Genomic DNA, 12,654 nt, shown 5'->3' on the forward strand with positions numbered 1-12,654 from the left:
CCGGTAAAAAAACAACCACAAATAATTAGTGAAATTTCTGCAATTCCTGGCAAACCTTTTTTTAAATTTGACAAAAGAAATTTCCCAAATGAGCATAAACATAAAAAACCTTATATCAGTTCTTGAGGCCAAATGGATTGGTGTTGAAGCTGCTATTTTTATCGATCATATTTCGATTGACAGCCGTTCGCTGCAAAACGGATCGCAAACTTTATTTTTTGCGCTATCTGGCGTAAATAATGATGCTCATTTATATATTTCAGAACTTATAGACAAAGGCGTTCAGAATTTTGTTGTGCAGTATATTCCTGAAAATTGCGAAGGGAAAGCTAATTTTTTGGTTGTAAAAAACACTTTAGATGCACTTCAGCATTTTGCGGCTTATTACAGACACCTTTTTGATTTTCCAATCATCGGCCTGACCGGTAGTAACGGAAAAACGATTGTAAAAGAATGGCTTAATTTTTTACTAAGTCCCGATTATAATATTATCAGAAGTCCAAAAAGTTATAACTCACAAGTTGGCGTTCCGCTTTCTGTAATTGCTATTAACGAAAAACACAACCTGGGTATTTTCGAAGCGGGAATTTCGACAGTTAACGAAATGGACAAACTCGAAAAAATCATCAAACCTACAATTGGCGTGTTGACCAATATTGGAACCGCACACGATGAAGGTTTTTTGAATTTAGTACAAAAGATAGATGAAAAGCTGCTTTTGTTTAAAGATTGTCCGGTAATTATTTATCAAAAAAATGATATTGTAGATTCCTGCATGTCACAATTTGCGGCAGAATATCTGCTTCATCCGCGAAAACTTTTTTCATGGAGTTTCAGGGATAAAACCGCTGATGTTTTTATTCTGAAAAAAGAAAATAGAAACGATAAAACACGTATTGAATATCAATATAAAAATGAAATTTTCGACCTTGAAATTCCGTTTCAGGATTCTGCTTCTATAGAAAATGCTATTTCTTGTTTGTTGGTTTTGCTTCATTTTGAGTATGATGCTACAACAATTCAAAACCGCATGCAAATGTTGTATCCGGTAGAAATGCGCCTGGAAGTTAAAAACGGAATCAACAACTGCAGTATTATTGATGATAGTTACAGCTCCGATTTTCAATCGCTGAAAATCGCGTTGGATTTTCTCGAAAGTCAAAAAAAGAATGCTTCAAAAACGGTTATTTTATCGGATATTTTCCAGAGTGGATTTTCAAATGAAGAATTATATTCAAAAGTTGCCCAGCTTATTTCAGACAATAAAATTAATCGTGTAATTGGCATTGGTTCGACTATTTCATCTTTTGCAGACAAGTTTTCAAATTGCATTACTTTTCAAAATACAGCAGAGTTTATTGCGCATTTTGAAAGCCTGAGTTTTGCCAATGAAACTATTTTGATAAAAGGGGCAAGATCATTTCAGTTTGAAGAAATCGTAACTTTATTAGAAGAGAAAACGCATGAAACGATTCTCGAAATTAATCTCGATTCTATTAGTCATAATTTAAATTTCTTTAAATCTAAATTGGCCAATGATGTGAAAATCATGGTAATGGTAAAAGCTTTTGGTTATGGAAACGGTGGTTTGGAAATTGCCAAATTATTAGAACATCATAAAGTAGATTATTTAGGTGTGGCTTTCGCCGATGAAGGAATCTCTCTTAAAAACGGCGGAATCAAATTGCCAATTATGGTTTTAAATCCAGAATCGACCAGTTTTCCTTCGATTATTCAATATCAGTTAGAACCTGAAATTTATAGTGTAAAAGGATTAAATGCCTTTTTAAAAATTGCACGAGAAAAGAATCTAAAAGACTTTCCAATTCATATAAAACTCGATACCGGAATGCACCGTTTGGGTTTTGAAGAAAATACATTAACCGAATTAATTGAAACCTTAAAAGGAAACACAACCGTTAAAGTGCAAAGTGTTTTATCACATTTGGCAACAAGTGACGATATGAATCATTATGATTTTGTGATTTCTCAAATTAAGTTATTCGAAAAATTATCATCAAAATTAATTTCAGAATTAAATATTAATCCCATTCGTCATATTTTGAATACCTCTGGAATTAGCAATTTTCCTGAAGCGCAATTTAATATGGTTCGTTTAGGAATTGGTTTATATGGAGTTTCAAACGATCCGGCAGAACAAAAATATCTGGAAAACGTGGGGACTTTAAAATCGATTATTTCTCAGGTTCGCACAATTCCTGCAGGCGATAGCGTAGGTTACGGGCGCCGTTTTATGGCGGATAAACCCACTAAAATCGCGACAATCCCAATTGGTTATGCAGACGGAATTTCACGTTTGTGGGGAAATGAAGTAGGTTATGTTGTTATTAAAAATCAAAAAGCCTCAATTGTAGGCAGTGTTTGTATGGATATGTTAATGGTGAATGTGACCGAAATTGATTGTAAAGAAGGAGATTCAGTTATTATTTTTGGCGAAAGCCCAACCGTAACAGAGATCGCAGCTGCGTTAAAAACAATTCCGTATGAAATTCTGACCAGTATTTCGCAACGCGTCAAAAGGGTATTTTTCAGATAATTTTGAGGGATTTTCAGGAATATTCCGTATTTTCGATATCTATTAATTACAAATAAAACGAACAGTTATGGGATTTTTTTCAGAATTTAAGGAATTTGCGACCAAAGGCAACGTAATTGACTTGGCTGTCGGTGTGATCATTGGAGCTGCTTTTAATAAAATTGTAGGTTCATTAATTGACAATGTAATAACGCCTTTAATATTGAAACCCGCTTTGGATGCCGCACATTTATCTTCTATAGAAGAGCTTACGGCTTTTGGAGGTGTAAAGTATGGAGTTTTTATTGCTGCAGTAATTAACTTTGTAATTGTTGCATTTGTTTTATTTTTAATTATTAAAGGAATTAATAGTATTAAAAAGAAAGATGTTCCGCCACCAGCTGCTCCGGTCGGACCAACGCAGGAAGAACTTCTTATTCAAATCAGGGATTTATTAAAAAATAAACAATAATATACTATACCGCTACACTAAGTCTAACTTAACCGCTTCGTAATGGAGGCGGTTTTTTTTGCTTTTGTTTAATTTGTAACATTTTGTTATTTTTTGTGAAGCGCCTTGTTTTGACTTTTATTATGTATACTTTTGCATTATAATTTAGATTTAATTCATACTAAAAATATAAAAATGAGAATAGCGGTTGTAGGTGCCACTGGTATGGTTGGCGAAGTAATGCTTAAAGTGTTGGCAGAAAGAAATTTTCCTGTTACAGAATTGATTCCTGTTGCATCTGAAAAATCAATAGGAAAAGAAATTGAATATAAAGGAACAAAATATAAAGTTGTAGGAATGCAAACCGCAGTAGATATGAAAGCAGATATTGCTGTTTTTTCTGCCGGTGGAGATACATCATTAGAGTGGGCTCCAAAATTTGCTGCAGCCGGAACAACCGTTATTGATAACTCATCGGCATGGAGAATGGATCCTACTAAAAAATTAGTAGTGCCGGAGATCAATGCTTCATCATTAACAAAAGAAGATAAAATTATTGCAAATCCAAACTGCTCTACTATTCAAATGGTTTTGGCATTGGCTCCTTTGCACAAAAAATACAATATTAAAAGAATCATTGTTTCTACTTACCAATCGATCACCGGAACGGGTGTAAAAGCGGTTAGACAGTTAGAAAATGAATACGCAGGAATTCAGGGAGAAATGGCTTATAAATATCCAATTCACAGAAATGCGATTCCACATTGTGATAGTTTTGAAGACAACGGGTACACTAAAGAAGAAATGAAATTAGTTCGCGAAACTCAAAAAATCCTGGACGATAAAACGATTAGAGTAACTGCAACAGCAGTTCGTGTGCCGGTTGTAGGCGGACATAGTGAAGCGGTAAATGTTGAGTTTACAAATGATTTTGATGTAAACGAAGTACGCGAAATTTTACATAATACTGATGGAGTAACGGTTCAGGATAATCTGGATACATTTACTTACCCAATGCCATTGTATGCAGAAGGAAAAAATGATGTTTTTGTGGGTAGAATTCGTCGTGACGAAAGCCAGGAAAACACATTAAACATGTGGATTGTTGCTGATAACTTAAGAAAAGGAGCTGCGACAAACACGATTCAAATTGCTGAATATTTAATTCAGGCAGGTTTGGTATAAGTTAGAGATTAAAGAAAATTGTTATAAAGAAAAGACCGTAATTGCAGCAATGTAATTACGGTTTTTTTGTTTAGAAATCCAGTGTTAACTACCAGAAATAAAAAATTCCAAATTACAATAGAACGACCAGCACTATTGGAATTTGGAATTAAAATATTGGAATTTTATTCTTTAATATTCAGGTGCCAGTTCTAATTCCAGACCTTCTAATTGCTCAGTAATTGGAATCTGACAGCCCAAACGGCTATTAGATTTAACATAAAATGCTTCCGAAAGCATGGCTTCTTCCTCATCTCCCATTTCAGGTAATGCAACATCATTTAGAACGTAACACTGGCAAGAAGCACACATGGCCATTCCTCCGCAGGTTCCCTCAACAGGAAGTTCGTATGCCTTGCATAACTCCATTATATTCATTGCCATATCAGTTGGAGCTTGTAACTCGTGTATAACTCCTTCTCGATCTTTAATCTTTATTAATACATCCATTTTTAATGTTGGAATTTTTCTGATTTAGGATTTAATAACGTGAAAAAATCCTTTTGTTTATTTTAACTGCCTGGTTTTGTACTAAACGCGTATTCTTTTTTGTTTCCTTCTTTTTGGCGCATTTTTACACCGAGAATATAACCGTTTTTTTCTAATAAAGTTACAACAGCTATCACTGAGTAATAATCTCTATCAGCCTGGAAAACTAGCGTTCCTTCATAAGTTGAGTTTACAACACCTTGTTTGTCGGTGCTAACAGAAACTTTTCTTGGATGTGAAAATTCTGCAGAGCTGTAAGTTGCTTTATTTGCAAATTTAGCTTTTCCATCGCAGAAATCATATAAAAAGTCATAATTACCAATTCTTAAAGTTCCTTCTTCTTCATTTGAATTTGTCGAGAACACAATTTTTCCTGAATAGGTAAAATCAGACCATTCTTCTGCTTCGTTCAGATAAGCTTTGTCAACAACAAGTGTTGTTACATTTTGTTGAGCATAACTCGCTGAAACAAAAAACATTAATAAAAGTAGAGCGTAAAAATTCTTCATATATTTCGGTTTAAGGGGTTACGCCACAAATTTAAGTTAAAAATGTAACAATACCTTGCTGAAATATCTTAAAACTTTACATACTTTTTTGATAAAATCGCAAAAACACGCATTTTTTTGAATGTTTTTTGAGTTTTTCGGAATCAAAATCATTAAAGGTCAAATATTCTTGTTAAATCAGAATTTTCTTAGCGACCCATAAAATTTTATTTATTACATGATATTTACCACAGTTTCTATTTGTGGGGCATATTTTTTTATAGTGGTTTCAACGCCTGCTTTTAGTGTCATTTGATTTACGCTACAGCTAATGCACGCACCTTCCAGACGAACTTTAACATGTTTGTCATCGTCTATAGATATAAGTGTAATGTCTCCCCCGTCAGAATTTAAAAAAGGTCTGATTTCGTCAAGAGCCAATAATACGTTGCTTGTTAATTCTTCTGTTGTCATAATTTTTATCAATTAGAAAATATGTCAATTAGATAATTAGAAAATTTACTTTGCGTAAAATTGTCTAATTATCTAATTATCAAATTATCTGATTAGTCTTATCTCGATTATCTAATTTTTCTTTACTGCTGAACAACCTGCCATTGTTGTAATTTTAATAGCTTCGGTAGCAGGTAAACTATCATTTCTGTTTACTGTTTCCTGTACAACATTACGGGTAATTTCTTCAAAAACAGTTTCAATTACTGATGCTGTTTGTAAAGCCGCCGGACGACCATAATCTCCCGCTTCACGAATTGATTGTACAATTGGCACTTCTCCTAAGAAAGGAACATCTAAATCTTCTGCAAGGTTTTTAGCTCCTTCCTGACCAAAAATATAATATTTATTGTCAGGTAATTCTTCTGGTGTAAAGTAAGCCATATTTTCTATAATTCCCAAAACAGGAACATTAATATTGTCCTGCATAAACATGGCAACTCCTTTTTTAGCATCGGCAAGAGCCACAGCCTGAGGTGTACTTACGACTACGGCACCCGTAATTGGCAATGACTGCATGATCGAAAGATGGATATCTCCTGTTCCCGGAGGCAAATCGATTAACATAAAATCTAATTCTCCCCAATCTGCATCAAAAATCATTTGGTTCAATGCTTTTGCTGCCATTGGTCCTCTCCAGATTACAGCCTGGCTTGGCGCTGTAAAAAATCCGATAGAAAGTATTTTGATCTCATAACTTTCGATAGGTTTCATTTTCGATTTTCCATCAACCATAATCGAAACCGGTTTTTCGTTTTCGACATCAAACATAATTGGCATCGATGGCCCGTAAATATCGGCATCAAGAACTCCAACAGAAAATCCCATTTTTGCTAATGTTACCGCTAAATTTGCCGTAACAGTAGATTTTCCAACTCCACCTTTACCAGAGGCAACGGCAATTATATTTTTGATTCCCGGAATGGCACGACCTTTAATTTCGTTTTTCTCAGGTGTTTCAATTTTAATGTTTACTTTAATTTTTGCTTCTGGATATACCAATTCATGAATTGTTTTTTTGATATCATCTTCAGCTCTTTTTTTAATGTGCATTGCAGGAGTGTGTAATACTAAATCGACTACAACTTCATCACCAAAAGTTAATACATTGGCAACAGCTCCACTTTCAACCATATTTTTTCCTTCTCCAGCTACGGTAATTGTTTCCAAAGCTTTAAGAATTTCTTTTCTGTCTAATTTCATTTTATTGTCGTGTTTGTATGGACTGAAATTAATTCAAATACTGTTTTTATTTAAACTCATTTCAGACTGCAAAGATAAATGATTCTGTTCGGATTTTGGCTTTTTTGTATTGGATTTGTTGATATTGAGATTATTCAAACTAATGAGAATTGTTTTTTGATTTTTTAGGTTTTGTGTTATAAAAAAAAGAAGAAGGCAACTTATTTTAATTTCAATTGAATAATTGGTATTAATAAATCTGAATTTTCGTATAATTTTATGTATTTCATTAAAATAACTTCCATTATAATTCCTTATCTTTGAGTACCCTAAATTTTGATTTCTACTATTTTTAAAGATAGACGAAGGCATGTTTTATGGTATCTGATAGAGTTTTCGCTATTTTTTAAATAAGATTTATTTCTAAAATTTAAAAAGAAAATTATGCGAAATTCTACTTTTTTATTTCTCTTTATCATTACAGGCTTTTTAATGTCTACTCTTGGTTTTGCCCATACCGAAAAACCATTTTTGTCTCACAAATCATTTTTAAACGGAAATATTATACTTCAGGAAAAATCAACTTCAGGGTTTTCAGTTGATAATGAAGCTATTATTAAATTTTTTACGACTTATCCGAAATTAAAAAAATACCAAAATGATGTTTTGGATCTCTACAAAAAAAGAGAATACAATACCATTTGGTACGATGAGAAAAGCATTAGTGAATTTGGTCATTTACTCTACGAAAAAGTCGATTTGCTAAAAGAGCAGGGGATAAATAAAAAAATGCCTTATAAAGATGTGATCGACGAAATTTTTAATGAAAGCGTTACCGAAAAACCGTCTCAAACAGATACAGAATTATTGCTGACAAGCATGTATGTGTTTTATGCCAGCAATGTTTACTCTGGAGAAGATGCGGCAACCTTAAAAAAAATAGGCTGGTATTTGCCTACCAAAAATATTTCTTATTCAAGAATATTAGATTCCCTTATTCAGGATCCAAATCGGCTTAATAAGGACAGTCATCTTTTGTATAGCCAATATTATAAACTTCAGGATGTTTTGAAGAAATACAGAACGATCGAAAAAAATAATTTATGGAAGAAAATCGATATTGACAGCACCACTTACAAAGAACTAAAACCTATGGACAGTTCAGCAATTGTGGGTCAAATCAGGGAACGTTTGTTTGTAGTGGGAGATTTAAAGCAGAACTCTAAGCGAAATGTGTATGATGAAGAAATGATGGCGGGCATATTAAATTATAAAAAAAGATATGGCCTTACACCAAATTATACCTTAACCAGAGAACATATTAACCAAATGAATGAACCTATTGCAAATAGAATCAGAACTATAATGATTAATATGGAACGTTGCCGCTGGATACCTACAAAATTGGCAAATGCAGACGAATTGGTTATGGTTAATATTCCTTCCTTCAGATTGTTTTATGTTAAAAATGGAAAGTATGAATTGGTATCTGATGTTTTTGTGGGAACCAGAATGACCGAAACTGTTATTTTTAGCGGAATGATAGACAGAATCGTTTTTAGCCCGTATTGGAATGTTCCGCAAAGTATTATCGATAATGAATTAAAACTCAAAATTGCTGCAGATAAAAATTATCTGGAAGAAAATAATATGGAGTGGAACGGAGGAAGAGTAAGACAAAAACCAGGTCCTAAAAACTCGTTAGGTCTGGTGAAATTTATGTTTCCAAATCCGAATGATATTTACTTGCATGATACGCCTGCCAAAACTTTATTTGGATTTGCAAAACGAACTTTTAGTCATGGCTGTATCAATGTGCAAGAAGCAAGACAATTGGCAATTTCTATTTTAAAAGATAATCCCGACTGGTCTGTAGAAAAAATAGATAAAGCAATGAGCGGTGAAAAAGAAACAACGTGTATGCTCAAAAATAAAATCCCGATTTATATCTGTTATTTTACCACTTGGGTAAATGATGAAACGGGCGAAATTAGCTTTTTTCCAGATGTATACGACAGAGACAAACAACTCGATAAATTGCTTTATTCTGATGATGTTGTGATGAAATAAAACAAAATTTAGTTTTAATAACCTTTTGAATGAAATGCATAAAAAATTTAATTAAACACATAGAAACATAGATTTTATGTTTAAAAAAGAATTAAAAAAGGAACTCTTTTCTCACACATAGCTATGTTTATTAATGCAAGTGAAACGTCTTTTTTTGGACTTTAATAATGCTATGTTTCTATGTGTTAAAAATAATTACACTCAACAGCTTTTTAATAATAAAAAATACCCGTTAGACTTTATATCTAGCGGGTATTCAAAAAAATGGTCTACAAGTATTATTCGTATTTTAAATACTTTAAAATATCTATTTTAGTTACCTGATAGGCTTTTGCCGAAACAATTAGTAAGGTCAGAACCAATAATGAAATAAGCGCAATAGTAAACGGAACTACTGAAATTCCAATCCTGAAAGCAAAATTCTCCAGCCATTTTTGCAATAAAATATAAGCAGGAACAACGCCAATTGCAAAACCAATTAAGCAGAAAATAATATATTGTTTTGATAATTCCTTGAGCAAAGCATCAGTTTCTGCACCAAGAGTTTTTCTGATGGCGATTTCTTTCAATCGTCTTTCCATAGAGAAAGAAGCCAAGGCAAATAGTCCAAAAATGGCAATAATAATCACAATCAGATTCAAAATAAAAAACAAATCTTTTTGTTTTACTTGTTCCTGATACGTTTTGGCAAATCCTTTATTTACAAATTCATAATCAAAAGGGTAATCAGGATTTACGTTTTTCTCCCAATAGGCTTTTAATTTAGCTAAAGTTTCGGTTAGGTTATTTGGCGAAACCTTTACATAAATATTCTGAAAATTATTCCATTTTAAAGTTTTCATATTGATAAAAACCATTGGAGGTACTTTACTTTGCAATCCCGTAATGTGAAAATCCTTTACAATTCCGACAACTTTGAATTTTAAATTCCCTTTTTCATTTCCCCAACCAGAACTTATTATAGTATTGATAGGGTTTTTTAACCCTAGTTTTTTAGCCAGAGTTTCGTTAATCAACCAGTTGTCAATAGTGTCTGAAGCGAATTTCGGTGACAAATTTCGACCTTCTACAATCTTAATTTTCATCATTTCCAAAAAGCCAAAGTCCATTTCAACATTTCTTGGCTGTACAAAAACACCGTTGTGTGTAAAACCAGAGCTGGAATTAGTACTGTTTCCAAAAGTGCCGGCAAAAGTAGAAGCGTCCTGAACTCCCGAAATCTTAAGGATTTCTTGTTTTGTAGTGTGGTACTTTTGCCCTTTTGTTTCATGATCCTGATAATTAAAAGGAATTCGTATCACCTGATCGCCACTAAAGCCAAGGTCTTTATTCATCATATAACTAACCTGATTATTGACAATCAAAGCGCCTATGATAAAAAACGCGGCAATGCCAAACTGAAAAATCAACATTGAGTTTCGAATCCAGATTCCGCTTTTACTTCTCGAAAAATTACCTTTAAGCACTTTTAAAGTTTCGAAATTTGAAATATAAATGGCAGGGAAAATACCCGCAAGAATAATTACTAATCCAAATATCCAAATAAGCTGCAGGTAAAATTCGCCGCCATTCATAGTCAAATTTTTCTTCAAGAAGTCATTATAATAAGGCAATGAAAACTCTACAATTGCCAAAGCAAATAAAATAGCCAGAGTTACAACAATGGCCGTTTCAAAAATAAATTGGTAGGTAATCTGATTTTTTGAAGCACCTACAATCTTCCGAACACCTACTTCTTTTGCACGTTTTATAGCGGAAGCTGTTGCTAAATTAATATAGTTTACTAATGACAAAACAAGGATTAAAGCAGATAATCCTGCCATGATATAAAGAAGCTGTAAGTTTCCTTTTCCTTCAGGAGTCGATTGTCCGGAAGTTTTTGTGCCATGCAGGCGTAACGTTTTTAGCTGATCGAGAATAATTTTAATTTCACCATTCTCTTTGATATATTGTTCCGGCGTCTGGCCGCTTTCTTTAGCATCTTTTAAAGTTCTGTTTACATAATTTACGTTATGCATTTTCTTTAAAACTACAGCGATGTCACTATCTTTTTTGGTTTTAATCATAAAACCATAATTAAAGTTTCCCCATTGGTTATTATCCTGTTCACGAACAACTCCTCCAAAAACATAATTAGGTTCAAAAGTAGATGGTTTTACAAGACGGTAAACCCCTTTTACAGTATAAGATTGATTTTCGTAGGTTATAGTTTTTCCAATAGGATTTTCATCATTGAAGAGTAATTTTGCCTGCTCTTCTGACATGGCAACGCTATTTTTCTCTCTTAAAATGTCTTTTTTCGAACCTTTTACTATTGGAAATGGAAAAAAATCAAAAAAGTTATTATCAGATACCGTGATCTTTTTATCTATTAATTTTTTATTTTGATATTTAATTACAGATTCATTGTACCAAATATTCAAAAAGCAAATCTGTTCGATTTCAGGAATTGTTGCTTTACAAGTGTTTCCAAAAGGAATAGAACTTGTTGCCCATGTATCACCGGTTGCACCTATCACATTAAGAACCTGATATACATTGTCTTTTTCAGGATTCCATTGGTCGTAGGCATTTTCATTATTCCAATATAAAATGGCAAAAATTACTCCGGCAATCCCAATGCTTAATCCAAAAACATTTAAAAACGAAAACAATTTGTTTTGCCTTAAATGATAAATAAATATTTTAAACCAGTTAAAAATCATAGTTTATTTTTTTACAAACGGTTAGTTAGATAATTGACAATACTTTGCAAACAAATCCCACCAGAATTACGATTGCGGTTACAATAAATTTGATCATTTTATAATTATTTAGCGTCCATAAAAACATCTACATTTCTCTGGTTTAGTTTTTCAGAGAATATTAGACCATCTTTCATATGAATTGTTTTCTGTGAAAACGAAGCATCATAATCAGAGTGCGTTACCATCAAAATTGTGGCACCTTTAGCGTGTAAATCGGTTAAAAGTTCCATTACCTCGTTACCATTTTTACTGTCCAGATTTCCCGTTGGTTCATCGGCCAGAATAATTTTCGGGTCGTTTACCAAAGCTCTTGCAACGGCAACACGTTGTTGCTGACCTCCTGAAAGCTGTTGCGGATAATGTTTCAATCGATGTGAGATATTCAGTTTCTCAGCAATCGCTTCGATTTTTTGTTTCCTGTCAGATGCTTTTACGTTATTATAAAGCAAAGGCAATTCGATATTATCGTAAACCGAAAGTTCATCGATTAGATTGAAATTCTGAAAAATGAATCCGATATTTTCTTTACGAACATTAGCTCTTCCTTTTTCTTTTAAACCCACCATTTCCTGGTCTAATAATTTATAACTTCCGTCAGTAGCACTGTCAAGAAGCCCAATGATATTTAATAAAGTAGATTTCCCGCAACCGGAAGGTCCCATGATCGTTAAAAAATCTCCTTTTTTAATTTCTAAAGAAATCCCGCTTAAAGCAGAAGTTTCTACTTCTTCGGTTCTAAAAACTTTGGTTAAATTTTGAATGGTTATCATATTTTTTAAGGTTTTAAGTATTGTTAATTATGTTTTTTGATTGATGATTGAAACTTTTTATTTTTTTTCGCCACTTAATTATTATCCGTTTTTTTGTCATTTCGACGAAGGAGAAATCTTCGCAAGTAGCTCCGCAACGAAAATCCAATCTTTGTCGAGTTTCTCGTGGAGATTTCTCCTTCGT

The 12,654-nt window shown here is 33.0% G+C and carries 10 protein-coding genes; 4 read left to right on the forward strand and 6 right to left on the reverse strand.

Going from position 1 to position 12,654, the window contains the following annotated elements:
• The first annotated feature begins 88 nt into the window (after positions 1 to 88).
• The 3 genes from SD960_RS06905 to SD960_RS06915 all read left to right on the forward strand — a co-directional run bounded on the left by SD960_RS06905 (position 89) and on the right by SD960_RS06915 (position 4,172).
• Positions 89 to 2,557, forward strand: a complete 2,469-nt coding sequence (locus SD960_RS06905) for a bifunctional UDP-N-acetylmuramoyl-tripeptide:D-alanyl-D-alanine ligase/alanine racemase (protein WP_318801766.1) — start codon at positions 89 to 91, stop codon at positions 2,555 to 2,557.
• A gap of 67 nt (positions 2,558 to 2,624) precedes the next feature.
• Complete coding sequence (gene mscL, locus SD960_RS06910; protein ID WP_318801767.1) at positions 2,625 to 3,008, forward strand: large conductance mechanosensitive channel protein MscL; 384 nt, start codon at positions 2,625 to 2,627, stop codon at positions 3,006 to 3,008.
• Positions 3,009 to 3,182: 174 nt separating this feature from the next.
• Positions 3,183 to 4,172 carry an aspartate-semialdehyde dehydrogenase gene (locus tag SD960_RS06915; RefSeq protein ID WP_318801769.1) on the forward strand — a complete coding sequence of 330 codons (990 nt, stop codon included), beginning with the start codon at positions 3,183 to 3,185 and terminating at the stop codon, positions 4,170 to 4,172.
• Positions 4,173 to 4,343: 171 nt separating this feature from the next.
• Here the strand turns inward: SD960_RS06915 and SD960_RS06920 are convergent, their stop codons facing one another.
• From SD960_RS06920 to SD960_RS06935, 4 genes are all read right to left on the reverse strand, one after another.
• Positions 4,344 to 4,661: a 2Fe-2S iron-sulfur cluster-binding protein gene (locus SD960_RS06920; RefSeq protein ID WP_042563328.1), complete on the reverse strand. Its 318-nt coding sequence runs from the start codon at positions 4,659 to 4,661 to the stop codon at positions 4,344 to 4,346.
• Between the two features lie 62 nt (positions 4,662 to 4,723).
• Positions 4,724 to 5,209, reverse strand: a complete 486-nt coding sequence (locus SD960_RS06925) for a hypothetical protein (RefSeq protein WP_318801770.1) — start codon at positions 5,207 to 5,209, stop codon at positions 4,724 to 4,726.
• 213 nt (positions 5,210 to 5,422) lie between these two features.
• Positions 5,423 to 5,662, reverse strand: a complete 240-nt coding sequence (locus SD960_RS06930) for a NifU family protein (RefSeq protein ID WP_026982674.1) — start codon at positions 5,660 to 5,662, stop codon at positions 5,423 to 5,425.
• Positions 5,663 to 5,773: 111 nt separating this feature from the next.
• Positions 5,774 to 6,904, reverse strand: coding sequence for an Mrp/NBP35 family ATP-binding protein (locus SD960_RS06935; protein ID WP_318801771.1), 1,131 nt, complete (start codon positions 6,902 to 6,904; stop codon positions 5,774 to 5,776).
• 423 nt (positions 6,905 to 7,327) lie between these two features.
• On the opposite strand from SD960_RS06935, the gene SD960_RS06940 reads away from it, so the two are divergent.
• The gene (locus SD960_RS06940) at positions 7,328 to 8,953 is read left to right on the forward strand and encodes a L,D-transpeptidase family protein (RefSeq protein WP_318801772.1); all 1,626 of its coding nucleotides are present in this window, start codon (positions 7,328 to 7,330) and stop codon (positions 8,951 to 8,953) included.
• A 278-nt stretch (positions 8,954 to 9,231) separates the two neighbouring features.
• Here the strand turns inward: SD960_RS06940 and SD960_RS06945 are convergent, their stop codons facing one another.
• Together SD960_RS06945 and SD960_RS06950 are read right to left on the reverse strand one after the other, a co-directional pair.
• Positions 9,232 to 11,658, reverse strand: coding sequence for an ABC transporter permease (locus SD960_RS06945; protein WP_318801773.1), 2,427 nt, complete (start codon positions 11,656 to 11,658; stop codon positions 9,232 to 9,234).
• Positions 11,659 to 11,762: 104 nt separating this feature from the next.
• On the reverse strand, positions 11,763 to 12,470 hold the full coding sequence (locus SD960_RS06950) for an ABC transporter ATP-binding protein (RefSeq protein WP_318801774.1): 708 nt from the start codon (positions 12,468 to 12,470) through the stop codon (positions 11,763 to 11,765).
• Positions 12,471 to 12,654 lie beyond the last annotated feature (184 nt).

Source organism: Flavobacterium sp. MMLR14_040 (genome assembly GCF_033657265.1).
GTDB lineage: Bacteria > Bacteroidota > Bacteroidia > Flavobacteriales > Flavobacteriaceae > Flavobacterium.

Excerpts from the sequence above, each read along its gene's own strand:
- SD960_RS06905 (WP_318801766.1), top strand. The coding sequence starts at position 89 with ATGAGCATAAACATAAAAAACCTTATATCAGTTCTTGAGGCCAAATGG.
- mscL (WP_318801767.1), top strand. The coding sequence starts at position 2,625 with ATGGGATTTTTTTCAGAATTTAAGGAATTTGCGACCAAAGGCAACGTA.
- SD960_RS06915 (WP_318801769.1), top strand. The coding sequence starts at position 3,183 with ATGAGAATAGCGGTTGTAGGTGCCACTGGTATGGTTGGCGAAGTAATG.
- SD960_RS06920 (WP_042563328.1), bottom strand. The coding sequence starts at position 4,661 with ATGGATGTATTAATAAAGATTAAAGATCGAGAAGGAGTTATACACGAG.
- SD960_RS06925 (WP_318801770.1), bottom strand. The coding sequence starts at position 5,209 with ATGAAGAATTTTTACGCTCTACTTTTATTAATGTTTTTTGTTTCAGCG.
- SD960_RS06930 (WP_026982674.1), bottom strand. The coding sequence starts at position 5,662 with ATGACAACAGAAGAATTAACAAGCAACGTATTATTGGCTCTTGACGAA.
- SD960_RS06935 (WP_318801771.1), bottom strand. The coding sequence starts at position 6,904 with ATGAAATTAGACAGAAAAGAAATTCTTAAAGCTTTGGAAACAATTACC.
- SD960_RS06940 (WP_318801772.1), top strand. The coding sequence starts at position 7,328 with ATGCGAAATTCTACTTTTTTATTTCTCTTTATCATTACAGGCTTTTTA.
- SD960_RS06945 (WP_318801773.1), bottom strand. The coding sequence starts at position 11,658 with ATGATTTTTAACTGGTTTAAAATATTTATTTATCATTTAAGGCAAAAC.
- SD960_RS06950 (WP_318801774.1), bottom strand. The coding sequence starts at position 12,470 with ATGATAACCATTCAAAATTTAACCAAAGTTTTTAGAACCGAAGAAGTA.